Raw genomic sequence first — 26447 nt, 5'->3', positions numbered from 1 at the left:
GTGCCCCCGGAGCTGCGAATATAACACTTGCAAAGTTCGCAAACGTTGCGGTTTTGCTGCTCCCGCAGTGGAAAGTACGCATCTTCCGGGCCTCGACGCCGGCCCTGTCGGTCGGTGAGCCTGACAGGGTGACCGCCGAGCCTGAGGAGACCCCGTTGATCGAGCATGTCGTACGCGTATCGCCCAGTGCGGAACGGCTGCCCCGCGACCGGCAACTGGCCTGGGCGCTGGCCGAGGTGGCCACCGCGCCCGCTCCGCTGGATGCCGACGCGGCGGCGATGGTGGCCAACCGGGTGATCGACAACGCCGCGGTGGCGATGGCCTCGCTGTCCCGGCGTCCGGTCGCGGTGGCCCGGGCACAGGCCCGACCGCATCGAACGGCCCCGGGGGCGTCGGTGTTCGGCGCCGACCCGGCGCTGCGGGTGTCGCCGGAGTGGGCGGCCTGGGCCAACGGCACGGCCGTACGGGAGTTGGACTTCCACGACACCTACCTCGCGGCGGACTACTCCCACCCGGGGGACAACATCCCGCCGTTGCTCGCCGTCGCCCAGCACGTCGGTGCCGGCGGTGCGGACCTGCTGCGCGGTCTGCTGGTCGCCTACGAGGTGCACGTGGCCCTGGTGACCGGGATCTGTCTGCACAAGCACAAGATCGACCACGTGGCGCATCTGAGCGCGGCGACGGCCTGCGGGCTGGGCGCGCTGCTGCGTCTGCCCACCGAGGTGGTCTACCAGGCAATCGGTCAGGCGGTGCACACCACCACCGCCACCCGCCAGTCCCGCAAGGGTGAGATCTCCTCGTGGAAGGCGTTCGCCCCCGCGTTCGCCGGCAAGGCCGCGATCGAGGCGGTCGACCGCGCGATGCGCGGCGAGGGTGCCCCGGCACCCATCTACGAGGGGGAGGACGGATTCATCGCCTGGCTGCTCGACGGCCCGGACGCCACCTACACCGTGCCGCTACCGGCTCCCGGCGGGGATCCGCTGCGCGGCATCCTGCGCACCTACACCAAGGAACACTCCGCCGAGTACCAGGCTCAGGCGCTCATCGACCTCGCCCGCGCGATGCGCGACAAGCTGCCCGGCATCGACACCGCCGCAGGGGTGGACCGGATCCACTCGATCGTCCTGCACACCAGCCACCACACCCACCACGTGATCGGCTCGGGGGCCAACGACCCACAGAAGTACGACCCGACCGCGAGCCGGGAGACGCTGGACCACTCCATCCCCTACATCCTGGCCGTGGCGTTGCAGGACGGCGCCTGGCACCACGTCGGCTCGTACGACCCGCACCGGGCCGGTCGCCCCGACACCGTCGCCCTCTGGCACAAGATCACCACGGTCGAGGATCCGGAGTGGACCCGCCGCTACCACAGCCCGGACCCGACGCAGAAGGCGTTCGGTGGACGCCTGGAGATCACCCTCACCGACGGCACCGTCCTGGCGGACTCCCTCGCCCTGGCCGACGCCCACCCGGACGGCGCGCGTCCCTTCGACCGCCCCGCCTATGTCCGCAAGTTCACCACCCTCGCCGAGGGCGTGGTCCCCGCCGACGCCCAGCGGGAGTTCCTCGACGCCGCCGCCCGGCTCGCCGACCTCACCGGTGAGGAACTTCCGGCGTTGTTCCCCACGGTCGACCACGCGGCGATCACGCACGCCGACGCCGCCCTGCCAGGAGGAATCTTCCGATGACCTACCTGTACGCGCGCACCAGCGCCGCCGCCAAACGCGCGGCGCTGCGCACCGGCCTGGCCAGCGGCGAACTGCTGCGGCTACCGGGCGCCTTCAACCCGTTGACCGCCCGGATCGTGCAGCAGACCGGCTTCGACGGGGTGTACGTCTCCGGCGGTGCGTTGTCGGCCGCAGCCGGGCTGCCCGACATCGGCCTGACCACACTGACCGAGGTCGCCGGCTGGGCCGCGGACATCGCCGCCAGCACCGACCTGCCGGCGCTCGTCGACGCCGACACCGGCTTCGGTGAACCGCTGAACGCGGCCCGCACCGTGCAACGGTTGGAGGACGCCGGACTGGCCGGCTGCCACCTGGAAGACCAGGTAAACCCGAAACGCTGCGGACACCTGGACGGCAAGACACTGATCACGCCGCAGGACATGGTGCGTCGCCTGCGGGCTGCCGTGGCCGCGCGCCGGGACCCCGGTTTCCTGATCATGGCTCGCACCGACGCGCGTGCGGTCGAGGGCCTGGACGGTGCGATCGCCCGGGCACAGGCGTACGTCGACGCCGGAGCGGACGCGATCTTCCCGGAGGCGCTGGCCGACGAGGCGGAGTTCGCCGCGTTCCGGGCCGCCGTCGACGTGCCGCTGCTGGCGAACATGACCGAGTTCGGCAAGGGCCCGAGCCTCACCGTCGACCAACTCCGCGACCTCGGCTACAACCTCGTCATCTATCCGGTCACCACGCTGCGACTGGCGATGGGCGCGGTCGAGTCCGGTCTGCGTCGACTCGCCGCCGACGGCACCGCCACCGGGCTGCTCGACACGATGATGACCCGTTCCCGGCTCTACGAGGTCATCGAATACGACCAGTACAGCCGCTTCGACGCCGATGTCGCCGGTTTCACCCTGCCACCCGACGCCTGACCACCACGCGGGCGCGGCGCGTCCCGACATCCCGGAGGAACGACACCGATGAGCACCGACATCCGCCGTGGCCTGACCGGCGTGGTGGTCGACACCACCGCCATCTCCACCGTGATCAGCGAGACCAACTCGCTTACCTACGGCGGCTACGCCGTGCAGGACCTCGCCGCCTCCCGCAGTTGGGAAGAGGTCGCCCACCTGCTGTGGCACGGCGACCTACCCCACGCGACCCAACTCGCCGACTTCCGCGCCGCCGAAGCCGCCCAGCGGTCCCTGGACCGCACCGGGCAGGAACTGCTGCGCAAGCTTCCCGAGACCTGCCATCCGATGGACGTGCTGCGCACCGCAGTGTCCTACCTCGGTGCCCAGGACCCGACCGAGGACCTCGCCGACCGCGCGGCCAACCAGGCCAAGGCCCTGTCACTGTTCGCGAAGCTGCCCACCGTCGTCGCCCTGGACCTGCGCCGACGTCGGGGACAGGACCCGATCCCACCGGACCCGACGCTCGGCTACGCCGAGAACTTCTTCCACATGTGCTTCGGCGAGGTACCGTCCACCGACATGGTCCGCGCCTTCGAGACCACGATGATCCTGTACGCCGAGCACAGCTTCAACGCCTCCACCTTCGCCGCCCGGGTGATCACCTCAACGCTGTCCGACCTGTACAGTGCCATCACCGGCGCGATCGGCGCGCTCAAGGGCCCGCTGCACGGAGGCGCCAACGAAGCGGTCATGCACATGCTCGTCGCCATCGACGACCCGGACCGGGTGGAGTCCTGGCTGGACGACGCTCTCGCCACCAAGCAGAAGATCATGGGATTCGGGCACCGGGTCTACAAGAACGGCGACTCCCGCGTACCGATCATGCAGGACGCCCTGGACAACCTGATCGCCTCCCACGCCGAGGACCGCATCCGCCGGCTCGCCGAGGTGTACACCAGGCTCCAGACCGCCATGCTCCAGCGCAAGGGGATCCACCCCAACCTCGACTACCCCTCCGCGCTGGCGTACCACGTGATGGGTTTCGACACCCCCACCTTCACACCGATCTTCGTGATGAGCCGCATCACCGGCTGGACCGCGCACATCGTCGAGCAGCTCACCGCCAACGTGCTCATCCGCCCGCTGAGCGCCTACACCGGCCCGCAACAGCGCCCCGTGCCGGCCTGACCTGCACCGCCAACCACCCAGAAGCCCCGACGCCCGCCGTCCCACCAGGACCAGGCCGTCCGTTTCCCATCAGGAGACGCCATGGACCAGCTCACCCACTTCATCGCCGGCAGACGCGTCGCCGGCAGCACCGGCCGATTCGGCGACGCACACGGCGACAACCAGCGGGGGGCGGAGGTGGTCGAATTCCAGATCTTTGAAGGGACCAACGAGATCATGGGGCTGATCATCGCCCGCAGCATGCTCGACGAACGGAGCGCCGCGTGAGCGCGCCACCGGTCATCGCCCGGCTGACCGGCCATCTCGGGCACCTGACCCTGAATCGGCCGGCCGCCATCAACGCCCTGACCGCTCAGATGGTGACCATCATCCGCCGCACCCTGGCCCTGTGGGCCGCCTCCGATCGGGTCCGCACCGTCCTGATCACCGGCGCCGGTGACCGTGGCCTGTGCGCCGGCGGCGACATCCGAGCCATCCACGCCGACGCGGTGTCCGGAGGAACCGCCTCACTGGACTTCTGGGCCGACGAGTACCGACTCAACGCCACCATCGCCGCCTATCCCAAACCCATCGTCGCCTGGATGGACGGGCTGGTCATGGGCGGTGGGATCGGCATCTCCGGCCACGCGTCGCTGCGGGTGGTGACCGAACGTTCCCGGCTGGCGATGCCGGAGGTGGGCATCGGTTTCCACCCCGACGTCGGCGGATCGTGGCTGCTCTCCCACGCCCCAGGCCAACTCGGCACCCACCTCGCCCTGACCGGCACGCCCATCGGTGCCGCCGACGCCATCGCCGTCGGCCTGGCCGATCACTACATCCCCACCGCGAGGCTTCCGTACCTGAGGTCCGCGCTGGCCCGCCGCGACGCCGCCGGCGCCGTCGCCTCGTTCGTCACCACCCCGCCCCCGGCCACCCTCGCCGCCGCCCAAGACTGGATCGACGACTGCTACGCCGGTGGATCGGTCGAGAAGATCATCGAACGACTCATCCGTCACCACGCACCCGACGCACGTGCCGCCGCCACGATGCTCGACAGCCGGTCACCCACCGCGTTGTCCGTCACGCTCCGCTCGCTGCGCAGCGCCGCAACCCTGCCCGACCTGCCGGCGGCCCTGGCACAGGAGTATCGGCTGTCCGCCGCGATGCTGCGGCTGCCCGACCTGGCCGAAGGCATCCGCGCCCAGATCATCGACAAGGACCGCTGCCCCCGCTGGCAGCCGTCGACGCTCGCCGGCGTGCCACCACATCTCGTGGACGCCTGTTTCCGTCCACTGGACAACCCGCCGGACCTGACCGTGGAGGCACTGTGACCATCGCGTTTCTGGGACTGGGCAACATGGGCGCCCCGATGGCAGCCAACCTCGTCGCCGCAGGCCACCACGTGATCGGATACGACCCCGCACCCGCCGCCGACCAGGCGACCGCCCGGGCGTCACCGTGACCGACAGCGTCTCCGCAGCGCCGACGCGGTGATCACCATGCTGCCGACGGGACAACACCTCGCCGACTGCTAAGACGCGGTGCTCCCGCTTCGGGCTGGACCCGCAGCGGATCTGGGCGACGGTCTACCTCGACGACGACGAGGCGTACGACCTGTGGATCGCCACCGGGGTGCCGGCGGAGCGGATCGTGCGGCGGGGGAAGAAGGACAACTTCTGGTCCATGGGCATCCCCGGCCCCGCCGGCCCCTGCTCCGAGCTGTACTACGACCGGGGCCCCGCCTACGGCGCCGAGGGCGGCCCGGAGGTCGACGAGGACCGGTACCTGGAGTTCTGGAACCTCGTGTTCATGCAGTACGAGATCGCCGACGTGGCCTCGAAGGAGGACTTCCGCATCGTCGGCGAGCTGCCCCGCAAGAACATCGACACCGGCATGGGGCTGGAACGGATGGCCTCGATCCTGCAGGGGGTCGACAACCTGTACGAGATCGACGAGGTACGACCCATCCTGACCCGGGCCGCCGAGCTGACCGGCCGCCGGTACGGGACCCACTCGGGGCCGGCCGCCAGCCAGTCCCACCCCGACGACGTACGCCTACGGGTCGTCGCCGACCACGTCCGCACCGCATTGATGCTGATCGGCGACGGGGTCACCCCCGGCAACGAGGGCCGGGGGTACGTGCTGCGCCGGATCGTGCGGCGGGCCGTTCGCGCCATGCGCCTGCTCGGCTGGCAGGACCGGGCGCTGCCCGAGCTGCTGCCCGTCGCCCTGGACTGCATGGCCCCCTCGTACCCGGAACTCGCCGACGGGTTCGACCGGATCGCCACCGTCGCCTACGCCGAGGAGGAGACCTTCCTCGGCACCCTGCGCGCCGGGACCACCATCCTGGACACGGCCATCGCGGAGACCAAGCGGGCCGGACGCTCCGCGCTGCCGGCCGACAAGGCGTTCCAACTGCACGACACCTACGGCTTCCCCATCGACCTCACCCTGGAGATCGCCGACGAGCAGGGCCTCCAGGTCGACGCCGACGGGTTCCGGGCGTTGATGTCCGAGCAACGCGCCCGGGCCAAGGCCGACGCGAAGGCCCGCAAGACCGGCCACGCCGACCTGACGGCGTATCGGACGGTGCTCGACGCCCACGGCCCCACCGACTGGCTGGCCTACGAGACCCTCGACACCCGCTCCCGAGTCCTCGCGATCTGGGTCGCCGGCCGCCCCGTCGACACCGCCACGACGGGCGACATCGTCACCGTCGCCCTGGACCGGACCCCCTTCTACGCCGAGAGCGGCGGCCAGCACGCCGACGCCGGCACCCTCACCGGCCCGAACCTGCGGGCCGAGGTCGTCGACGTGCAACGGCCGGTACGGGGGCTGGTCGCGCACACCGTCCGGGTCCTCGACGGCGGCCTCACGGTCGGCGACGACCTGCACGCCGCCGTCGACCCCGAGTGGCGGACCGGAGCCCGGCAGGCCCACTCCGGTACCCACGTCGTCCACGCCGCCCTCCGGCAGGTCCTCGGGCCGACCGCGTTGCAGTCCGGCTCCTACAACCGGCCCGGGTACCTGCGGCTGGACTTCGCCTGGCGCGGGGGGCTGACCGAGGCGACCCGCAGCGAGATCGAGGAGGTCGCCAACCTCGCCATCCGCCGGGACCTCCCGGTCGGGGTCCGGTACGTGTCGCTGGAACAGGCCCGCGCCGAAGGCGCCCTCGCCCTGTTCGGCGAGACCTACGACGAGACCGTCCGGGTGGTCGAGATCGGCGGGGAGTGGTCCCGCGAGCTGTGCGGCGGCACCCACGTCGCGCACGCCGCGCAGATCGGCTCCCTCGCCCTCACCGGGGAGTCCTCGGTCGGCGCCGGGCAACGCCGCGTCGAAGCGGTCACCGGGATCGAGGCCTTCCGGTACCTGGCCCGCGAACGGGACCTCGTGCAGCAGCTCGCCGCACAACTCAAGGCCCGCCCCGAGGAACTACCCGACCGGGTCAGCGCCCTGCTCGCCCGGATGAAGCAGCTCGAACGCGACGGCGACGACCTCCGGGGTCGACTCGTCGACCTCGACGCCGACACCCACGCGAGCAACGCCGTCGACATCCACGGCGTCGCCTACGTCGGGGTCACCACCACCGTCGACGCCCGCCGCCTCGCCGAGAGGATCCGCGACCGCCTCGGCCGCCGCCCCGGCGTCGTCGCCGTCGTCGCCGGCACGAGCATCGTGGTCACCCTCACCCCCGCCGGCACCGAACGCGGACTGGCCGCGAACACCCTGATCAAGGAACTGCTCGCCGGCAAGGGCGGCGGGAACACCGCCTCCGCCCAGGGCAAGGCCGGCGGGAACCCCACCGACCTGCTCGACCGGCTCCGGAACCTGATCCGCCCGACATGACCCCCGAATCGGCCTCTCCCTGCGCATCGCCGCCCTCACCACCGCCGATTGACAGCCCCACCACCCGTGCGGGCGGGTCCACCCGCCACCGACCCGGACAGGAACCCCATGACCGCAGGCACCGTCGTCCACACCCCCGACCACACCGAGGTCGTCCTCGGCGAGATCGGCCAGCGGGTCCTCCTGGTCAACACCCGGGTACGGGTCTGGGAGGTGGCCCTCGCACCGGGGGAGAGCCAACCCTGGCACCTGCACCACAACCCGTACGTCGTGCTCTGCCTCGACACCTCGGCCTGCCGGATGGACTGGCTCGACGGCAGCCCCTCCCGACATCTGCAGGAAGAGGTCGGCGGGGCGATCTACCGGCCGGTCTCCCCGGTACACATGCTCACCAACCAGGGCGACAGCCCGTACCGAAACCGCATCATCGAACTCCTCGACCTGGGGGAGGAGGCCTCGGGGGAGCCGTTCACCCCCGGTGACCCCACCCCCCTGCCCGGGACGACCCCCGAGGTGCCCGCCCTGATCACCGCGCTGGACACCGAGGAGGTACGCGTACGCCGGTTCACCGTCCCACCGGCCACCGCGCAGGTCTGGCGGGCCGGGGCGGTCCCCGTGGTCCTGGTGAACCTGGCCGGGGGTACCGACACCGACTCCCGGGATGGTGTGCACTACCTGTGCCCCGGCGAGACCCACACCATCCGCAACACCGGGGACATCCCATTCGACGCCCAGGTCGTGGAGTTGCGCCACCTCGGCACCGAACACGCCGCCGGTTGATCCTGTCCTCCAGGTACACCTGCAACCTCTCGGGGAGGCAGCAGCTGTGGGAGTGTGCCCTGGCTCGGGTTTCGGTGCCCCGGTCTGCACCGGCTCGGGGCGCTCGGATCAACCAGGAAGACGGATGGCTGCTGGCAGCCGGTGGGGTCGGCTCGGCGGCCACGGGCGTAGGCCGAGGCGTTCTGCCCGTAACTGCATCCCGGGTTCGCCGATGCGGACGAGGGCATCGGCGAGGTGCGCGGCACCCGCCTGTTTGGCTGCGGTGTCGTCGGCGACCAACTCCACGAGCAGGCCCACGGCGCGGCGCATCGACATCCCCGCTGCCCACGAGCGCGGCAGGAGCAGGGCGTTGAGGTCCGCGATGCGTACCAGCCAGTCGTGGCGATACCGCAGGTGTGCGTACTCGTGGGCCAGGACGGCCTGCATCTGGTCGGCCGTCAGCACCGCCTCCAGGGCGCAGGAGTACAGGATCCTCGGGTCACGGCCGGGTGCCGCGTAGGCGGTGAGGGTGTCGGATCGGAATTCGACGATGGTGATTTTCCCGCGCTTCTCTCGGCGGATCACGTCCGGTGCGTTGTCCGCGACCTCGTCCTGATGGCGTGCGGCGAGGGTGGTGGCATGGACTCCGACGAGCAGCGCGGTTGTGGCCAGCAGGGCCAGGGCGGTCCAGGCCACCAGGTGTGCCGCGAGACCGGTGCCCAGGACCGGGTGGGGGGAGGCGGTGATCCGGACGAGGTCGGCCAGCGCGAAGGCGGCCGACCCGGCACCGACGAGGAGCATCGTCAGCCACACCGTGAGTGCGGTTTTTGGGGACCTGACCTGCCAGGTTCCCGTCCGCAGGACGACGGGGGCGGCCGCCGCCGAGGTCACCGCGACGAGCAGGCAGACAGCGGCGGCGAACACGACCTACCTGGTGGCGGTGTCGGGGCTGATCGCGCGGCGGAGCATGGCCAGGTCGTCGGGGTTGAGGTTGCCGGCGAATCTCAGTAGCGCGGCGTGCCGGTCGGTAGCGTCGTCCAGCGCCGACAGCATGGTGGTGCTGGCGTGCTCCTCACCGGAGAGCACCGGGCGGAACCGCATCTTGCGCGGGGATTCGCCGACCCGTTCGACCTGACCCTTCTTGTGCAGCCGGTCCAGGGCGGTCAACAGGGTGGTGTAGGCGGGGGTACGGCCGGTGACGACTTCCTGGATCTCCTTGGCGTTCATCGCCTCGGCGTGCTCTCTCAGGACGCGCAGCACCTCGGCTTCGAGTTGGCCAGGAGCACGCGTCCGAATACCCCGCACGGGTCCAACATACCCCGGGTGGGTTCGCCTCGTCGATTGGTCTGAGTGGAGTGTCCGTCGAAGGGGTGTTCCGAGGAACCGGTCGAAGGCAGTCACCAGCGGTGCGCCGGTGCCCCTCACGAGGGGCACCGGCGGTGCGGCGGGGGAGAGCGGGTGGGACCGGGTCATCCCGCGAACAGGGTCTCGCCGATGAATCCGCCCTCCGCGCACCCGGGCGGGATCGCGAACACCGCGGAGCCGATCGGCACCACCCACTCGTTGAGCAGGTCGACCTCGTCGATGCGCCGCTGGATCGGCAGGAACTGGGCGGTCACGTCGTGCTGGAAACTGGTGAAGATCATCCCGGAGTTGGAGACCTGGTCCCCCTCGGGAGTCAGGTCGTAGTTGTAGGCCCGGCGGAAGATGCGCTGGCGGGGGTCGTCGGTGCGGGCCCGCCGGATGTGGGCGAACTCGGCGATGACGGGGAAGCCGAGCGGGGTGGTGGCCGAGAAGTCCGGTTCGTCGTCCTCGCGCTTCCCGGTCAGCGGTGCCCCGGAGTCCATCCGCCTGCCCACCGACAGTTCCCGTCCGCTGCGGTCGAGCCGGTCCCACTTGTCCAGCAGCATCTCGATGCGCCGCACGACGAAGCCGGTACCGCCGGCGAGCCAGTCGGGGTTGGTGGTGGAGCCCTGCCACACCACGTTCGTGTAGTCCGGGGTACCGGGGGTCACGTTCTTGGTGCCGTCCACCTGCCCGAGCAGGTTGCGGGGGGTGCGGCCGGCCCGCTCGGACCCATAGGCGCGCAGGAACCCGGTCTGGATCCACTTCACGGTGGTGGCGGTGCGGCTGTCCTTGAGCAGCATGCGTTGGGCGTGGGCGACGGTGAGGGGGTCGTCGGCGGCGATCTGGAGTACCAGGTCGCCGCCGTTCCAGCGGTCCTGCAACCGATCCACTCCGAAGGGGGGCAGGTCGGTGAGCCAGGTGGGTGCCGCGCCGGGGGCGACCCGGTCGACCAGGCCCCGCCCGAACCCGAAGGTGATCGTCAGTCGGGCGGGCACGAGAGCCAGTTCCGGTTCGGAGTCGGCGAGGGCGTAGTTACCGGCCGTGAGGCGTGCGGCGTCGTCGGTGAGGGTGACGAGCAGCCGGCGGATGGTGTCGCGGTCCGCCTCCGGACGCAGGGCCAGGGAGACCAGGCTCTGGTGGGCCTGGGGCAGCATCTCCACCCCGGCCTGGTGTTCGCCGTGGAAGGGCACCTTCCGCAGGCCGTTGGCGGTGTCGGCCTCGCCCCGGGCGGCGTCGCGGGCCTGGGCCTCCCGTCCGCTGACGAACGACTCCAGGCCGACTGCGCTCGCCGCGCCGATTCCGGCGGCGGCCACCCCGCCGAGGAGTACCGCCCGACGGCTGCGCTCCTCGACCTTCTGCGGAGGCGACTCGGGGGTGGGGTCGGCGGCGGGGGTCTCACTCATCGTCGACGTACCTTTCGTTGGCGCCCGTGTAGTCCTTGACCGGTGCGTCGAACTCGTAGGCGGAGCCGTCCTCGAACTCCAGGGCGAGCTTGACCGTGTCGCCGGCCTTGATGGGCTGGACGACATCCATGAGCATCAGGTGGTTGGCACCGGGCTGGAGCACGTACTGGGAGTTGGCCGGGATGACGAAGCCGCTCTCCTTCTCCTGCATGACCATCTCGCCGTCGGCGTTCTCGATGGTCTCGTGCAGTTCCATGACCGGCGAGGCGTTCGAGGTGGACGAGACGATCCGGACCTCCTTCCCGCTGCTGTTGACCAGGACACCGAAGGCTGCGGTCATGCCCTTGTCGGCGGCCTTCACCCAACCGTCGTTGATCTTGACTGCGGCCGCCTGTTCGGTGGCGGCTCGGGAGCCCTCGCTGCTGGTCGGCGTGGTGGTGCCCGCCTCCTGGGAGCAGCCGGCGGCACCGAGTAGTCCCAGAGCAAGTACTGCGGCGGCCATCCTGGCGCGCATCCGGATCATGGTGTCGTCCCTTCCGATTGGGGCCGCAGCCGCCGGGGGCGGTTCGCGGTGAAACTGCCGACGGTGAACAGGAGCAGGCCCACCACGGCGCCCGCGACGGCGAACAGCGCCACCCGGGGCACCGCCGCCTGGGCGGATGTCGGGGTGTCGGCGGCACCGGTGAGCGCGAACTCGCCCTGGTTGTCGTTGTCCGGTCCGGTGGTGGCCCCCGCCGCGCCGGGCGAGGGCTTGGGGAAGGCGGGTGCGTTGGACACGTCGCCGACGGAGAACAGGAAGCTCTGGCTGATCGGGTGCCCGTCGCCGGAGACGATCCGCCAGCGCACCTGGTAGTTGCCGTCGGTCAGGGGCCCCGCCAGGGGTTGTTCGACGGTGGCCCCGGTCATCGTGGGCTCGCCCGCCGCCCAGCTCCGTCCGGTCGGGTCGACGACAGTCACGACGGCGCCGAGGCCCAGCGGCTTCGCGGAGAAGGTCAGGGAGACCTTTTCCGGTGCCTCCGCGAGGTTGGCGTTGGCTTTGGGGCTCTGCGCGATCACCTGGGCGTGGGCGTGCGCGGGTGAGCCGGTGACCAGGAGGATGGTCGACAGCGCCACGCCGAGGGCGGCCAGCGCCGCGACCGGCCGGCGTGCGGGGTGTGGTGGTGTCATCGGTTCTGCTCCGCTCGGTGTCGGTGGGTCGGCAGCTGGGGCGCTCCGGTCGTGGTCCGGATCCGGCGTCGTCGCGCCACCGCCCAGGCCACGGTCGACGCCGCGACGAGGGTCAGGGCCCCGGCGAGAAGGCCCCACGGGAAGGCGAACACGCTCGGGCCGGCGGCCCGCACCAGGTAGGTCCGCTCGCTGCCGTCGGGGACGGTGTAGGCGACCCGGACCCGTGCCTCGACGGTGACCGGCCCGGAGGCGGGAACCCGTCCGGTCGTCGCACCGGTGACGCTGTCGCCGGGCAGGAGGACGACCTCGCCGAGGTCGTCGAGGACGGCGAACCGGTCGAAGACGGTGGCCAGTCCCACGCTGAGCTGACCCGCCACGACGGTCTTCCCGGTGTTGACCACCCGGTACCGGACGGGTTGGTCCGCACCGGTCAGCGGCCAGGTCGCGGCGTTGGCGGTGCGGGGTCGTTCGGTGTCCTGCAGGGTCAGGCCGGAGGGTCGGCTGCCTGGCACCCGTACCAGCAGCGGGACCGCCCGGTGTTCCTCGGTGTCCCGGGCGACGGCGGTCACCGCGGCGGCGTAGTCGCCTGCGGTGGTCGCCGTGGGGGTGCGGATGGTCACGGTGAAGGTGCGGGACTTGCCGGCGGCGACGGTGACCGTGCGTCGTGCCGGGGGAACGCCGACCCAGGTCGCGGGGTCACGGACGCTGTCGGGCTCGGCGTACTCGAGGGTCCCCCCGTCGCTGGTGACCGCTGCCGCCGCCACCGCGACGGTGACGGCCCGGCGACCCTCGTTGTCCAGGGTCAGTCTGACGGTGGCGCGTCCGCCGGGGTCGTTGGCGACCAGCACGAGGTCGCCGAGGCGGGGGGCGTCCTGCGGCGCCCGTAGGGTCCAGGTCGCCTCGGAGGTGGCGGGTGGGGGAGCCGCTGCGGCTGCGGGGGGCGCGACCAGGCAGGCCGCGACGGCGAGGGCCGCCCCGCCGGTGACGACGGAGGTTCTGCGGTGCGGGGTCAATTGACCCGCCTCTGGTGCCCGCGCCAGTGGGGTTCGCGCAGTTCCCGGCGGAGGATCTTGCCGCTGGGGTTACGGGGCACGGCGTCGAGGACCTGGTACCGGCTGGGCAGTTTGAAGTCGGCGATCCGGCCGCGCAGGAACAGCATCAACTGGCGGGTGCTGGCCTGCTGGTCGGGCCGGAAGACGACGTGGGCGAGGACGGCCTCGCCGGTGTGGTCGTCGGGGATACCGACGACGGCGACATCGGCGATCGCCGGGTGGGCCGCGAGGGCGTTCTCGATCTCGGCGGGGAAGACGTTCTCCCCGCCGACCAGGATCATGTCCTTCACCCGGTCCTGGATGTACAGGTAGCCCTCGTCGTCGAGGTAGCCGGCGTCGCCGGTGCGAACCCAGCCGTCGACCAGGGTGGCGGCGGTCGCCTCCGGCAGGTTCCAGTACTCCAGCATGGCCGCCGGGGTCCGCAGGTGGACCTCGCCGGTCCCGCCCTGGGGTACCTCCGCGCCGTCTTCGACGATGCGGACCTGCACCCCCGGGTACGGTCGGCCCGCTGCCCGCAGCCGGACGGAGCCCGGGACGTGTTGCTCCGGGGGCAGGCAGATCGCGGTGTTGCCGGTCTCGGTGAGCCCGTAGATCTGGGCGAAGTCGCAGTCGAAGACCCGGGCGGACTCCTCCAGCAGCGCCTCGGAGATCGGCGCGCCGCCGTAGACGACCTTGCGGAGGCCGGCGAACTCGGCGGCGTCGGCGCCGCTGGCGAGGATGGAGCGCATCATGGCGGGTACGAAGATGGCGACGGTGACGCCGTCCTGGGAGACCGCGCGGCGGACGGTCGCCGGGTCGAAGGTCGGCATGCTGTAGACGGTGGCGCCGGCGTGGAAGGCCTGGGTCGCGTACCAGAGTCCGCCGATGTGGAAGCCGGGGATGCCGATGAGGGCCACGTCCCCGTCGCGCCAGTCGATCCAGTCGAGTTCGGCGGCTGCCAGGGCGTCGCGGATGGCGAAGAAGCTGTGGTGCGGCAGGACGACGCCCTTGGGCAGTCCGGTCGTGCCGCTGGTGTAGAGCTGGGCCAGGGGGGTCTGCGGGGTGGCCTCGTGCCGGGGTGCCGGCGGGCGGGGCGTGTCCCGCCAGCGCGGGTAGTCGCCGTCGGTGACCACCTCGTGCCGGCTGGTCGTACCCCGCAGGGGGTGGTCACCGTCGAGGAAGACGACCCGGGCGTCGCAGTCGGCCAGGATGTGTCCCACCTCGGTGGCGGTGAGCTTCCAGTTCACCGGGACGAGGACGGCGCCGGTCCTGGCGGCGGCGAAGAGCACCTCCCAGTAGGCGGGGCCCTCCCGGCCCAGGTACGCCACCCGGTCACCGGCGGTGACCCCCAGCGCGGCGAGGCCGGCGGCGACGGCGTCGCTGGCCTGGTGCAGATCCCGGTAGGTGGATCGTTGACCGGAGCTGGTCAGCACCGCAGTGTGGTCGGGGTGCCGCTCGCTGTGAAAGGCGATGGTCTCGGTCATGGTGGTCAGGTGCGGATGGTGGATCACTGTTTTTCCCATGGCTCAGAATTGGTCGGTCGGACCCCCGGGGTGAGTTCCTGGACGATCGCGCGAAGTGGGTCGGGAGCGCTGAGTACGGCGTAGTGGTCCCCGGCGACCCGCCGGATCCGCACTCCGGGCACCTGGTTCCAGAGGGTTTCCTGGTCCTTGTTCTGGTCGGTGACGAGCACCACGGCGTTGGCGGGGACGGCACCGACCCGGTGGCGGTTCTGGGCGCGGACGTCGCGTTCCCAGAAGGCCGCCTGCTGGGTGGGGGCGTCGTACTGGACGACGCCAGCGGTGAGTACCCGCAGGTGGGTACGGAGCCGTTCCGGTAGCGGCGGTGGGGCGGCGGCACCGCCGGTGCGGAAGTCGGCCACGGAGCTGTGGGGGGTCTCCTTCAGCACGGTGTCCAGCAGGACCACGGCGGCCACCTGGTGGCCCTTTCCGGCCAGCAGGTCCGCCACGGCCAGGGCGATGTGTCCGCCGAAGGAGTGGCCGACCAGGTAGTACGGGCCTTCGGGCTGGTGGCGCAGCACGTCGCGCAGGTGGCGGCGGGCGTGGCCGCGGACCGTGAAGGAGGGCAGGGCACGGGCGGTGTAGCCGTGGGCCTGCAGGGCGTAGACCGGCCGTCGGGGGCCCAGGGCCGAGGCGAGGTCGAGGAAGGCGACCCCGGTGGCACCCGCCCCGGCGAAGCAGAAGACCGGCGGGGCGACCGGGTCGGTGGGGTCGGAGAGGCGCACGCAGGTCGCGGCGCCGGAGCGGAAGTGGGCCCTGCGCCGTTCGTCGATGCGTCCGGCGAGGTCGGCGAGGGTGGGGCCGCCGGCCAGCAGTTCGGCGTCGGTCGGGACGGCGAGCCGGGCGTGGAGGTGGGCGAGTACCTTCTCGGCCGCCAGGGAGGTCCCGCCGAGGTCGGCGAAGCGGTCGTCGCGGCCGATCGGTTCGAGGCCGAGGACCTCGGACCAGACCTGGGCGACCTCCTGTTCCATGGCGGTGCGGGGTGGGGTGACCTCGTCCGGGTTCACGCCGGGGCCTCCTGGTGCGCGGGGCCGGGGGGTTCCTGTCGGGGCGGGGCCGGGGTGCCGTCGCGGTTCCCGTAGCGTGCCGGGAGATCGGTCGCAGGCGCTGCCCAGGGGAGTGGTGAGAGGGCGTCCACGGGCGGAACTCTACAGTATGTAGATGAAATTGAGGTTGGCCTCGACCGCCGCCCGCCGCCAGGCGGGCGCGCGGCTGCGTGGCGACTCCACCAGCCTGGTCCTGTCCAGCGCGGCGACCTCCGCACTCGGGCTGGTGTTCTGGGTCGCGGCGACCCGGCTGTACCCGGTGGAGGCGGTCGGGCAGGCCACCACGGCGGTCAACGCCGCCACCGTCCTGGCCGGCGTGGCCAATCTCAGCCTCGGCCCGCTCTACGAACGCTTCCTGCCCGCCGCGGGTGCCCTGCGGGCGCGGCTGGTCGGGGCCGGCCTGGTGCTCTCCGCCGTCCTCTCGGTGGTGCTCGGCACCGTCTTCCTCGCCGTCACCTCGGCCGACGGACTGGTCACCAGCAGGGCGCAGGCGCTGGCGTTCGTCGCGGCGGTCGTGGTCCTGGCCGCCTTCTCCCTGCTGGACGCCGTCCTCATCGGCGCCCACCGGGCGCGGTGGGCCGCGCTGAAGAACACCGCGCACGCGGTGGCCAAACTCGTCGCGATCGTGCTGGTCTCCTGCGCGGGCACCGGATTCACCATCGTGCTCGGGTGGATCGTGCCCGCCGCCGTCGCCGTCGTGGTCATCGAGGTGCTGCTGCTGACGGTGCTGCGGCGAGGCGGCCGGCAGGAATCGCACACCCTGCCAGCCGCGCGGGAGTTGGCGGGCTACGCCGGGGTCTCCTTCGGGTGGATGATCGCCCAGGCCGTACCCGGTCTGGTGGTGCCGGTGCTCGTGCTCTCCATCGCCGGGGTCGACCAGGCCGCCTACTACAACATCGGCTGGACGGTGGTCACCGCCTCCCTGCTGGTCACCTCCCTGATCGCCGGCCCGTACGTCAGTGCGGCCGCCCGCCCGGGAGCCGACCTGCCGGGGTTGACCCGCTCGTTCATCCGGGTCCTGGCCCTGGTCTGCCTCCTGCGCGGTCTCGGCGTCGCGGTGGCCGGCCCGGTCGCGTTGATGTTCTACGGCACCGAGTACGCCGAGGCGGGGACACCCCTGCTGGTCGTGATGGGGGTGGTGCACCTGCTGTCGGGGCCCGGCCACCTCTACGGGGCCCTGGCGCGGGTGCACCGTCGGATCGGCTACCCGATGGTGGTGCAGGCGGTGGGGTCGGTCGTCCTGGTGGTTCTGGTCGCCCGCTGGTTGGAACCGATGGGGATCATGGCAGTGGCCTGGGCCTACCTCGTGCACGACCTGCTGGTCCTGGCCGCCGCCATACCCCCGCTGGTCGCGCTGCTGCGGGTGACCCTGCGGGAGCGGCGGTGAGTACCCGACGGCGGGTGACCGTGTGGCGGCTGGAGCTGCTGCCCGGATCGGAAACCTTCGTCCGCGACCAGGCCGACGCCCTGCGCCGGTGGACCCCCACCCTGCTGGGCAGCCTCCGGGTCCCCTCGCCGCTGTCACGCGCCGACGACACGGCGGTGTTCGGACGGGGGTTCGGCGACCGGGTCCGGCTGGCGCTGGCTGACCTGACCGGCCGGTCGGGGCGGATTACCGCCGAGCTGGCCAGGACCCGCCCCGACCTGGTGCACGCCCACTTCGGCAAGGACGCGTGGCTGGTGCTGCGGGCGGTACGTCGGCTCGGGGTACCGCTGGTCGTCACCGTCCACGGCTACGACGTGACCGCCCTGCCCGCCGCCCCCGGCCGGCGCGGCAGACGGGCCCGCCGCCGTCTGCGGGCGGTCCTGGGCCGGGCGGACGCGGTGGTAGCGGTCTCGGAGTTCATCCGGGACCGGGTCCTGGCGCAGGGCGCCGATCCGGCCCGCACGGTCGTGCTGCCGATCGGCATCCGGCTGCCCGAGCCGCCGGAACCGGCCCCGACCGAGTGGGACGTGGTCTTCGTCGGCCGGTTCGTGGCCAAGAAGGGCGTCGCGGACGCGATCGCCGCCGTCGCCGCCCTCCCGGCGGGGGTGGCACCCCGCTGCGTCTTCATCGGCGACGGCCCGCTGCGCGCCGCTGCCGTGGCCGAGGCGGCAGCCCGTGGCCTGGACGCCGTATTCCCCGGCGCGCTCCCCCCGGCGGAGGTCCGCCGGTACCTGGGCCGCGCCCGGGTGTTCCTCGGGCCCTCCCGCACCGCCCCCGACGGCGACGCCGAGGGCTTCGGCATGGTCTTCCTCGAGGCCGCCGCCGCCGGGCTGCCCGTGGTGTCCTACCGGCACGGGGGTGTTCCGGAAGCCGTCGTCGACGGGGTGACCGGCCTGCTCGCCCCCGAGGGGGAGCTGCCCGCGCTGACCGAGGCGCTGCGGCGGCTGCTGTCCGATCCGGCCCTCGCGGAGCGCCTCGGCGCGGCGGGCCGCGCGCGGGCCGTCACGGCTTTCGACATCCGCGAGCGCACCGCCGCCCTCGAGGGTCTCTACGACCGGTTGGTCGGCGGGTCGGCGGCGGGGGAGGGCTGACCGGGGCGCCGGGCGGCCGGAGCCGGTTCCGGCCCGGGGGTCGTCGGTGGCGGCGGATCCGTGGGGGAGGGGGCGCTGATCCGTACCTGGTCGATCTCGACCCGGTGGTCGCCCTCGGTGGCCGTGCCGCCCACCTGGGTCTCGGTCTGCAGGGCCAGCCACATCGGCTCGTGCGGAACCGCGTCGCCGGTCACCGCACCGAAGGGGGTGCCGTCGAGGCTCCAGCACACCACCTCGGGGGTCCACAGCACGGACACGGTGTGCCACCGGGTGTAGTCGGCCACGGCGGTGAACTGGGTCTTGCGCCGCCCGCCGTCCTGCGGGTCCCGCCAGTGCACGAACGCCTCGGCGCGCTGCCGGGTCGCGGTGAACCCCTCGGCGATGTCGATCTCCGGCGGCCAGCGTTCCGACGAGGGCCACAGCAGGAAGTGGTAGCTGAGCACGGGACTGGCCGGGGCGCGGAACCGGATGTCCCAGCGGCCGTAGGTGCGTGCCTGCCGCCAGTTCGACACCCCGCCGGTGTGCCAGCGCCCCGGCTCGTCCAGCCGGGGCCGCCCGGACAGCACCAGCGCACCGTCGCGTACCGCGACCTGGTCACGGTGCCAGCGGGTGCGCGGGTCGGAGCTTGGCTGACCGGTGTACACGGACCAGTTCGGACCCAACGCGGGGCCGTCGAAGTCGTCGGCGAACACCACCGGCCAGTCCCCGCCGACCCGTCCGCAGTCGGCCGGCAGCGCGGCCCGCGACGGGTCGGGACCGTACAGCAGGGTCAGGCCGACCACGGCGGCCGTCGCCGCCGCGCCGATCCGGTCGGACCCACCGGCGGTCACGACACGACCCGTCTGGCGAGGCGGTACAGCGGCGGGAACAGCGGCCCGGTGATCTTGATCAGCAGTGCGTGCGCGGCCAGTCCCGGGCGGCCACGGCGCACCGCGGTGACCACGGCACGCCACCGGAGGTGACGACGCAACCGGCGGCGGACCTCGGCGGCAACCCGGGGATCCCAGCCCTGGTGCACGGGCGTCGTGACGCACGGAACCGCGTGGAACCAGAGCCGGAAGTAGGACTCCGCCGACGCCCGCTCCCGTCCGGGAAGCCGGGGGCCGAACCGGGACAACGCCACCTCGCAGCAGTACGCCGTGTTCTCCAGCCGTAGGGCGTCGCCGGTGCTGACCGACCCGGGGCGCTCCCGGTAGCGGTACAGGGCCTCGGGGACGAACGCGACCCGCTCGGCGTGCTCCAGTGCGTCGAGGACGACGAGGAAGTCGTCCTGGGAGGTGAGGCGTCTGCGGGTGGTCGGCCGCAGCACGGTCGCGCGGAACAGCTTGTTCCACAGGTACCCGCGCAGCGTCCCGGTCAGCACCAGCGGGGCGAAGCCCTCCCGGTCGACGACCCGGGGGGTGGGGAACCCCTCCATCAACCAGGTGCGCCCGTCGGCCTCGACCCGTTCGGCGCGGCAGCACACGATGTCCGCGCCGGTCTCCTCGGCGACGCCCAGCAGCCGGGTCACCAGATCGGGTGCCCACTCGTCGTCGACGTCGCAGAACCAGACGTAGCGTCCCCTGGCGTACTCGACGCCTTTGTCCCGGGCCGCCGCCGCCCCGACCGGCTCGGCGATGCGGACCAGCCGCCGGTCGGGCCGGTCCCGGCAGAACTCGGCGAGCAGCTCCGTGCCGCCGTCGGTCGAACCGTCGTCGACGACGACGATCTCCGGTGCCCCCTGGAGCGCGGCCAGCCGGGGCAGCGCGGCGGGCAGGTAGGCCCGGGCGTCGCGGACCGGCACCACGACGGTCACCGACGGTTCAGGGGGCACGGTTGACCAGGTCCCAGACGAGGTCGTCGACGGGGCTCGCGGTGTCGGTCAGCACGACCACGGCCCGGTCCCCGGCGACGGCGATCATGCTGGAGAACCCGCCGGTGCGGCCGGTCTTCCAGGCGATCGGCCCGTCCTCGCCGGCCCGGATGTACCAGCCGAGTCCGTTGCCGTCGGCGTCGTCGGCCTCCAGCCGGGCGACCGGCCTGCCGTCCTTCACCGCAGCCCTGGTGTCCGCGGTGACCAGCCGCTGGGCGTAGCGGCACATGTCGGCGACCGTGGAGATCCCGGATCCCGAGGGGGCGTAGGCCCCGAGGTTCCACGGTGGGCTGCGTCTGCCCTGGTCGGTGTAGCCGCGTGGCCGGTTGTGGTTCGCGGCGGATCCCAACCCGGTGTCCCGCAGACCGAGCGGTTCGATCAGCCGTTGCCGGAGCAGGGTGGGGTAGTCGGTCTCCGCCGCCGCCGCGAGGGCGTGGCCGAGCAGGGCGATCCCGATGTTGGAGTAGGCGAACCGGCCCCGGGTGGCCAGCGGATCCCGCCGGGCACGGTCGAGCACCTCGGCGAGGTCGACGTCGTGCACGGTGTCGCCGCGTACCTCCTCCACCCACCAGCGGCGCAGGGTGTCGTCCCGGTCGTCGTCGCCCCACTCACCCAGCCCGGAGCGGTGGGTGGCCAGATCCTGCAGGGTGACGTCGGCGACGGGTCCCTCGCCGAGGTCCAGCAGGTCACCGACGGGGGTGTCGAGGCGTACCTCCTCGCGGGCGACCGAGTCGGCCAGCAGTTCCCCGGTGAAGGTCTTGGTCAGGGAGGCGATCTCGTAGCGGCGGCGTTCGTCGGACCCGAAGTGGGCGTAGCGCACCTGGTCGTCGGTGACGTAGCAGACCGAGGCCGAGTGGCGTACGCCGGTCAACAGCCGGGCCGACCGGTCCAGCAACGCCTCGTCGCCGGTGCGTCGCTCCGACAGGGTCGGCTTCCACCGTCCGGCGAGGGCCCCACCCGCGGCCACCGCGATCGTCACCAGCACCGCCACGACGGTGACCAGGGCGCGCCTCACGACATCACCCCCAGTCGCAACGTGAGCAGGACCAGCCCGGCCAACCCGACGACGACGAACAGCGCCGTCAGGTACGGGCGTGAGGTCGCCAGGTCGGTCGTCCGGGCCAGGGCGCCGCGCCGCTCCCGGAGCAGGACCGACCCGGCGTACACGGCGAGCGCCGTGGCAACGGCTGCACCGGCCACCGGGCCGATCACCATCTGTAGTGGGCTCATCGGGGCCTCCGCTCGGTGGGCGGGTCGGTGCGCGCGAGCACGGTCACGTGGTCGGACCGTTCGATCACGCGGTAGCGCCCGGTGGTGACCAGTTGCCTGGCGACCGTGTCGAACCAGGTGGGCAGCGCCCCGTTGACGATGTGCTCGTAGCGTTGCCGGGACTGGGTGAGGACCACGTAGTCCGGTTCGGCACGTAGCAGCCGCTGGAATGCCGTGCCCTCCCCGGCGGTGATGTCCACCGGCCAGACCTCACCGACCCGTGTCGCGCGCAGCGTCCCGTCGGTGAACAGCGGCCAGATGGTGCTGCCGGTCGGCGCCGAGTCCAGGACCCGGGAGGCGGTCGCCACCACGTCGGCGGGATTGCGTTCGAAGGCGGTGTTCGCGCCGCGTACGGCGGTCAGGCCCAGGCCCGCCAGTCCGAGTCCGACGGCGAGCCCGGCGGTGGCCCACCACCGCCTCGACCGCACCAGTACGCCGAGGGCGACCGCGGCGAGTACGGCGAGCAGGGGCAGCGCGTAGAGGAACACCCGTAGCACCACCTCACCGCCGTAGGGCTGGGCGACGACGAGGACCCCGGGCGCGGCGACGACGGCGGCGGTGGCGGACATCGGGAACAGCCGTCTGCTGGCCAGCCAGCCGACGAATCCGGCCAGCGCGAACAGCGCGGACCAGCCGATTCTCAGCCGCTGCATGGCCTGGTAGGAGCCGTCACCGCGGACCCGCTCGGTCACTCCGCTGCTCACCGCCTGTTCGACCTGCCCGAACCCGTTGATCAGGACCGACAGGTGCCCCGTCCACCAGTCGGTGGCACCGAAGGCGAACCAGGCGGCGAAGAGCACACCGACGGCGAACCACAGGGTGCGCGAGCGGATCGTGCCGGTCAGCGCCAACAGCGCCAGTGCGACGATCAGCGCGACCGGGGTGAGTTGGTGGGTGACCACCAGGGCGGTCGTGAGCACCAGCAGCGTGACCTCGATGGCCACCACCCTGCCCGCGGACATCCCCACGGGTCGGCCGGGGGTCCGTCGTACCGTCGCCCACATCCGGGCCAGGGGACCGCCGGTCACCCGGGGCACCGGGGCGTGGGAGGTCTGCCAGAAGAGCACGGCGAGGACGACCAGGAAGAACAGCAGCGCCACCGACTGCGGGGAGAAGTAGTCCTGCTGGACCCAGTTGCCGCAGGCGAAGAGCAGCACACCGGCGCAGGCCAGCCTGCGGTCGCGGGTGACGGCCAGCCCGATGACGTACACCGGGGCGATGTAGAGGCTACCGAGCACGGCGGGGTAGGCCAGCAGTAGCGGGGCGGCGTCGTCGAGCCCGGCCCAGCCGGTGAGCGCGGCGGCCGCCGTGAAGAAGCCCGGCCAGCTGAACCGGGCGTCCGTCGCGGTGAGTAGCACCCCCGAGCGGGCAATGGCGTCGGCGAACCCCACGTGGACGTACCCGGTGCCCACGACGGCTCCGCCGTCGGCGAAGGAGACGAAGGTGGTGGTCATGGTGATCGTGAGGACCGCGCAGACGGCCAGCGTGGCCGTCCGTCCCCGGTGCAGGGCGCCGGCGGCTACGGCCAGGACCACCAGGACGGCGACGACGTACTGCCAGGGCAGGGCCTGGATCAGGCCGAGGGCGCCCGCCGCGTCGAGGTCGACGACCCGCACCGCCCAGATCCACATCACGGTGGCGCCGGCCAGGGCCGAGCATCGCAGGAGCGCGAACACCACCGCCGCCCGGTCGACGGGAGTACGCGACGGTAGGGGCGGGGTCGGGCAGGCGCCCCAGGCGGGCACCGTCGTCGCGGCGGTCGCCACCGCCAGCATCGAGGCCGCGACCGATGGACTCCAGGTCACGGTCAGGGTCTGGGTGAGGGTGATCAGCACGATCGCGGCGACCGACAGCGCGGGCGCGGCCGCCACCCACATCGGTCGACTCCTGCCGAACAGCAGGATCGCCACGGGAACACCCGGACTGGTCAGCGCGAACAGCACCGCGAGGACCTCCCGGCCGGGCAGCGGGATCCGCCACCAGACCAGGATCGGCACGATCAGGGCCAGCGCCGCCGTCGCCACGAGCGCCCCGCGCTCGACCCGTCCGTCCGGGGTCTCGTCGACGATGGTGGTGGGCGTCGGGTGCAGGGCCTGCGTGGTCACCGACCCCCTCCCACCAGGGCGTCGCGTGCCGCCGCGGCGACGAACAGCACCGGGCCGGTGAGGTAACCCAGGCGTTCGGCGCGGTCGAGCGCCCGGGGGTAGCCGGGGTCCTTGCGGATGTTCTTCCTGGAGGTCGGGCTGAGCAGCATCGCCGCGGCCGTGGGCAGCCGGCGGACGATCCGCGTGAACGCGACCGGGCTGGACAGCGCGTACCGGGTGACGCTCGCCGCCATCCCGGTGCCGTACCCGTACATCTGGGTGCGCAGCGCGGTGAGGGTGGGCCGGTGGTGGTGATGGACGACGGCCGTCGGTTCGTACCGCAGGCCGTGCCCGGCGAGCACGACCCGCCGGAACATGTCCAGGTCCTCGCCGCCCCGGGTCGGTGCCCCCGCTCCGAGGGTGGCGGCGAACCCGCCGGTGCGCAGCAGGAACGACCGCAGGAACGCCATGTTGTTCCCCGATCCGAACTCGCCGGCCGCGTAGGGGTAGAGCGGGCCGCGCGGGCCGGCGTCCGCGCCCGGGTCCGGTTCGTGTCCGGGCCGCCACACCAGGGGCTGTGCCCCCTTGTCGAAGCCCGCGCCGGCTTCGAACCAGCGTTGCGGGTCGGTGTCGGTCGCGGCGGCCAGCACCCGGCCGGTGACACAGACGACGTCGTCGTCCGGCGGGGCGAAGCCGCCGGTCAGGACCCGTGCCCAGGTGGGGGCGGCGATGGCGTCGTCGTCGGTGAAGGCGACCACCTGCGCGCGGGCGGCCCGCACGCCCCGGTTGCGTGCCTGCGACAGGCCACGCCGGGGTTCTTCGACGATACGGAGCCGCTCGTCGTGCAGCCCGGCGAGCACCCGGCGGGTCGCACCGGAGCGGGGATCGTTGTCGACGACCAGGATCTCGATGTCGGGAAGATCCTGGGCGGTCAGGGCCTCGACGCTGTCGCGCAGGTGCGGGCTGGTGCCCAGGGTGCACAGCACGATGCTGACGGCGGGTAGCCCGCCGGGGGTGCCGCCAGTTTCGGGGCGAACCTGGGGTGCCGACCCGCCCCGGCGAGGGGTGAAGCCCGTCAGGTAGCCCAGCCCGGCGCAGGCCAGGCCCGCCATGCTGAGGCCCAACCGGGCGCCGGCTGCGCGCTCGCCGCGCAGGAACCGGAGGGCGTCGCGGCGCCAACCCCGGGTGAGGCTGCCGGCCACGTGGGCGCGCTCCGCCGAGAGGGCGGAGCGACCGACCAGCCGGACCAGTTGGGCCTTGGACCGCCCCTCGTGGAAGCAGCGTCGCACCAGGTACGTCGGACGTTGCCGTGCTGGTGGCACGAGGTGGTCCACCCGCAGTCGGGTGTCCCGCACGATCCGGGCCTCTGGCCGTGCGGCGGCGAACCGGATGGCGAGTTCGGTCTCCTCGCAGCCGACCGGGTGCTCGCCGCGGCGGCCGATCCCCTCGGTGAAGAGCCCGACCTGGTCGAACACTCGGCGTCGGACGGCCATGCAGGCCCCGATGGGGTTGCGGATCCGGGCGCCGTCGTCGGGCAGACCGGGGTAGTCGCATCCGACGACCCAGCCGTACTCGGGGGGGAACCACGGGGGCGTCGTGGTGCGGTCGGCCCAGTCGGCGTCCACGGCCCCGCCCACCATGTCGGTGTCGGGCTGGGAGAAGCGTTCCCGGACGGCCGTGGCCCAGCCCGGCCGGGGGACGGCGTCGTCGTCGAAGAAGACCAGGACCTCCTCGGTGCCCGCCTCGACGCCGGTGTTGCGGGCCCCGGAGAGTCCGGGGGCGTGGGTGTTGCCCAGGACGGTGACGGCCCCGGGTGCCGGTCGGCCCCACGTGCTCAGCCGGGCGGCGAGTGTGGGGTTGTGGTCGACCACGATGTGCAGCCGGTCGGCCGGGCCGAGTTCGGCGCGGACCGCGTCGACGAGCCGGCGTAGCCCTGTCTCCCTGCGCTGGGTGTAGGTGCAGACGACGACGCCGAGGGAGACGGGATTGCGGACGTTCATCCGGTGGGTCGCTCCTGAAGGGCTGGTTCGGGCTCCGGCTGGGGGGTGCGGAGCGGAAGGCCGGTGGGCGGCCGTCGCCGTTCCCGTAGGAGGGTACGCAGGACGCGTTTGCCGTCGCGCCACGCGTTGAGGTTGCTGACACCGTGGACCCGGCGGCGCTCGTGGCTGGGAATCTCGGCCACGACGATCCCCGCCCGCGCGACCCGGCAGTTGATCAGGGTCTCGACCTCGAAGCCCTCGCCCCACCGCATCGGACCACGGCTCGACCCGGGTGACGGGAGGTCGAGCACCGGCAGGACCTCGCGGCGGAAGGCGTTGAAGCCGTAGCACAGGTCGGAGTAGCGGGTGCCGAACAGCAGGTTGGTGAGTCTGGTCAGCCCCCAGTTGCCCAGGGAACGCAGGACGGTGATGTCGTCACTGCCGCCGCCCCGGGAGCGGGTGCCCTTGGCGAAGTCCGCACCCCGGACGATCGCGTCGACGAAGGCGGGGATCTCGGCGCTGTCGGCGGAGCCGTCGGCGTCGAACATGACGATGATGTCGCCGGTGGCGGCGGCGAAGCCGCAGGCCAGGGCGTTGCCCTTGCCGTAGCGGTTCTGTTCGACGACGGTCGCGTCCGGCCGGATGCGGTGGAGCAGCTCGCTGGTGCGCCGGTACCGGACGCCCTCGACCACGACGAGCTCGTACTCGGGGGGCACCCCGGGGATGACCTCCTCCAGGTTGTCGGCCTCGTCGAGGGAGGGAACGATCACGGAGACCCGGGGGGTGCCGGGTGTCGCCGCGGTCATGTCCGCACCTGGCCGACGCGGGTCTCTTGGACCGTCGCGCACGGGCTCGGCCCGCTCACGGCGACGGAGCCGT

Annotated in this window: 24 protein-coding genes and 1 pseudogene; 10 read left to right on the top strand and 15 right to left on the bottom strand. The window is 72.5% G+C overall.

Features of this window, described 5'->3' with window-relative positions; all coding sequences use genetic code 11:
• The first annotated feature begins 128 nt into the window (after nt 1-128).
• The 8 genes and pseudogenes from ACN28G_RS14615 (at nt 129) to ACN28G_RS14580 (ending at nt 8374) form a co-directional block, all read left to right on the top strand.
• Nucleotides 129-1691, top strand: a complete 1563-nt coding sequence (locus tag ACN28G_RS14615) for an MmgE/PrpD family protein (protein ID WP_421479383.1) — start codon at nt 129-131, stop codon at nt 1689-1691.
• Nucleotides 1688-2599: a methylisocitrate lyase gene (prpB, locus tag ACN28G_RS14610; protein WP_091440168.1), complete on the top strand. Its 912-nt coding sequence runs from the start codon at nt 1688-1690 to the stop codon at nt 2597-2599. Before ACN28G_RS14615 ends, prpB begins: the two co-directional genes overlap by 4 nt.
• Before the next feature lie 48 nt (nt 2600-2647).
• On the top strand, nt 2648-3769 hold the full coding sequence (locus ACN28G_RS14605) for a bifunctional 2-methylcitrate synthase/citrate synthase (protein WP_091440165.1): 1122 nt from the start codon (nt 2648-2650) through the stop codon (nt 3767-3769).
• An 81-nt stretch (nt 3770-3850) separates the two neighbouring features.
• Nucleotides 3851-4036 (top strand): hypothetical protein, encoded by a 186-nt coding sequence (locus ACN28G_RS14600; RefSeq protein WP_091440162.1) that lies wholly within the window; start codon nt 3851-3853, stop codon nt 4034-4036.
• Nucleotides 4033-5079: an enoyl-CoA hydratase/isomerase family protein gene (locus tag ACN28G_RS14595; RefSeq protein WP_421479382.1), complete on the top strand. Its 1047-nt coding sequence runs from the start codon at nt 4033-4035 to the stop codon at nt 5077-5079. Before ACN28G_RS14600 ends, ACN28G_RS14595 begins: the two co-directional genes overlap by 4 nt.
• Complete coding sequence (locus tag ACN28G_RS14590; protein ID WP_217628849.1) at nt 5076-5210, top strand: NAD(P)-binding domain-containing protein; 135 nt, start codon at nt 5076-5078, stop codon at nt 5208-5210. Before ACN28G_RS14595 ends, ACN28G_RS14590 begins: the two co-directional genes overlap by 4 nt.
• Nucleotides 5211-5263: 53 nt before the next feature.
• A pseudogene (alaS, locus tag ACN28G_RS14585) lies at nt 5264-7594 on the top strand (alanine--tRNA ligase); the annotation flags it as partial.
• A gap of 108 nt (nt 7595-7702) precedes the next feature.
• On the top strand, nt 7703-8374 hold the full coding sequence (locus tag ACN28G_RS14580) for a hypothetical protein (protein WP_421479381.1): 672 nt from the start codon (nt 7703-7705) through the stop codon (nt 8372-8374).
• 108 nt (nt 8375-8482) lie between these two features.
• Here the strand turns inward: ACN28G_RS14580 and ACN28G_RS14575 are convergent, their stop codons facing one another.
• The 8 genes from ACN28G_RS14575 to ACN28G_RS14540 all read right to left on the bottom strand — a co-directional run bounded on the left by ACN28G_RS14575 (nt 8483) and on the right by ACN28G_RS14540 (nt 15828).
• Nucleotides 8483-9277 (bottom strand): M56 family metallopeptidase, encoded by a 795-nt coding sequence (locus ACN28G_RS14575; RefSeq protein ID WP_091440137.1) that lies wholly within the window; start codon nt 9275-9277, stop codon nt 8483-8485.
• Nucleotides 9278-9280: 3 nt separating this feature from the next.
• Nucleotides 9281-9658, bottom strand: a complete 378-nt coding sequence (locus ACN28G_RS14570; protein ID WP_091440133.1) for a BlaI/MecI/CopY family transcriptional regulator — start codon at nt 9656-9658, stop codon at nt 9281-9283.
• 164 nt (nt 9659-9822) lie between these two features.
• Entirely contained in the window at nt 9823-11103 is a 1281-nt protein-coding gene (locus ACN28G_RS14565; protein WP_091440129.1) for a Dyp-type peroxidase, read from the bottom strand.
• On the bottom strand, nt 11096-11617 hold the full coding sequence (locus ACN28G_RS14560) for a copper chaperone PCu(A)C (protein ID WP_217628848.1): 522 nt from the start codon (nt 11615-11617) through the stop codon (nt 11096-11098). Before ACN28G_RS14560 ends, ACN28G_RS14565 begins: the two co-directional genes overlap by 8 nt.
• A gap of 5 nt (nt 11618-11622) precedes the next feature.
• Nucleotides 11623-12270, bottom strand: a complete 648-nt coding sequence (locus ACN28G_RS14555; protein ID WP_091440122.1) for a copper resistance CopC family protein — start codon at nt 12268-12270, stop codon at nt 11623-11625.
• Complete coding sequence (locus ACN28G_RS14550; protein WP_421479380.1) at nt 12267-13283, bottom strand: WxL protein peptidoglycan domain-containing protein; 1017 nt, start codon at nt 13281-13283, stop codon at nt 12267-12269. Before ACN28G_RS14550 ends, ACN28G_RS14555 begins: the two co-directional genes overlap by 4 nt.
• Nucleotides 13280-14824 carry a long-chain-fatty-acid--CoA ligase gene (locus ACN28G_RS14545; RefSeq protein ID WP_421479379.1) on the bottom strand — a complete coding sequence of 515 codons (1545 nt, stop codon included), beginning with the start codon at nt 14822-14824 and terminating at the stop codon, nt 13280-13282. Before ACN28G_RS14545 ends, ACN28G_RS14550 begins: the two co-directional genes overlap by 4 nt.
• A complete protein-coding gene (locus ACN28G_RS14540; protein ID WP_091440113.1) occupies nt 14809-15828 on the bottom strand; it encodes an alpha/beta fold hydrolase in 1020 nt (339 codons plus the stop codon). The genes ACN28G_RS14545 and ACN28G_RS14540 overlap by 16 nt, the downstream gene beginning before the upstream one ends.
• Nucleotides 15829-15982: 154 nt before the next feature.
• Between ACN28G_RS14540 and ACN28G_RS14535 the strand changes: the two genes are divergently transcribed.
• Complete coding sequence (locus ACN28G_RS14535; RefSeq protein ID WP_421479378.1) at nt 15983-17254, top strand: lipopolysaccharide biosynthesis protein; 1272 nt, start codon at nt 15983-15985, stop codon at nt 17252-17254.
• The gene (locus tag ACN28G_RS14530; RefSeq protein WP_421479377.1) at nt 17251-18384 is read left to right on the top strand and encodes a glycosyltransferase; all 1134 of its coding nucleotides are present in this window, start codon (nt 17251-17253) and stop codon (nt 18382-18384) included. Before ACN28G_RS14535 ends, ACN28G_RS14530 begins: the two co-directional genes overlap by 4 nt.
• On the opposite strand, the gene ACN28G_RS14525 is transcribed toward ACN28G_RS14530, so the two are convergent.
• From ACN28G_RS14525 to ACN28G_RS14495, 7 genes are read right to left on the bottom strand one after another with little or no spacing between them, the layout of a single operon-like run.
• On the bottom strand, nt 18342-19214 hold the full coding sequence (locus ACN28G_RS14525; protein WP_175440583.1) for a glycoside hydrolase family 16 protein: 873 nt from the start codon (nt 19212-19214) through the stop codon (nt 18342-18344). The genes ACN28G_RS14530 and ACN28G_RS14525 overlap by 43 nt on opposite strands.
• Complete coding sequence (locus ACN28G_RS14520; protein ID WP_091440105.1) at nt 19211-20197, bottom strand: glycosyltransferase family 2 protein; 987 nt, start codon at nt 20195-20197, stop codon at nt 19211-19213. Before ACN28G_RS14520 ends, ACN28G_RS14525 begins: the two co-directional genes overlap by 4 nt.
• Nucleotides 20187-21251 (bottom strand): serine hydrolase domain-containing protein, encoded by a 1065-nt coding sequence (locus tag ACN28G_RS14515; protein ID WP_421479376.1) that lies wholly within the window; start codon nt 21249-21251, stop codon nt 20187-20189. The genes ACN28G_RS14520 and ACN28G_RS14515 overlap by 11 nt, the downstream gene beginning before the upstream one ends.
• Complete coding sequence (locus ACN28G_RS14510; RefSeq protein WP_421479375.1) at nt 21248-21466, bottom strand: hypothetical protein; 219 nt, start codon at nt 21464-21466, stop codon at nt 21248-21250. The genes ACN28G_RS14515 and ACN28G_RS14510 overlap by 4 nt, the downstream gene beginning before the upstream one ends.
• On the bottom strand, nt 21463-23610 hold the full coding sequence (locus ACN28G_RS14505; RefSeq protein WP_421479374.1) for a hypothetical protein: 2148 nt from the start codon (nt 23608-23610) through the stop codon (nt 21463-21465). The genes ACN28G_RS14510 and ACN28G_RS14505 overlap by 4 nt, the downstream gene beginning before the upstream one ends.
• On the bottom strand, nt 23607-25589 hold the full coding sequence (locus tag ACN28G_RS14500) for a glycosyltransferase (RefSeq protein WP_421479373.1): 1983 nt from the start codon (nt 25587-25589) through the stop codon (nt 23607-23609). The genes ACN28G_RS14505 and ACN28G_RS14500 overlap by 4 nt, the downstream gene beginning before the upstream one ends.
• The gene (locus ACN28G_RS14495) at nt 25586-26374 is read right to left on the bottom strand and encodes a glycosyltransferase family 2 protein (RefSeq protein ID WP_421479372.1); all 789 of its coding nucleotides are present in this window, start codon (nt 26372-26374) and stop codon (nt 25586-25588) included. The genes ACN28G_RS14500 and ACN28G_RS14495 overlap by 4 nt, the downstream gene beginning before the upstream one ends.
• Nucleotides 26375-26447: the final 73 nt, after the last annotated feature.

It is taken from the genome of Micromonospora sp. WMMA1923 (assembly GCF_049179195.1).
Lineage (GTDB): Bacteria > Actinomycetota > Actinomycetes > Mycobacteriales > Micromonosporaceae > Micromonospora > Micromonospora yangpuensis.
Note: the sequence above shows the minus strand (reverse complement) of the source record. Positions and strands in the feature narration are given on the sequence as shown.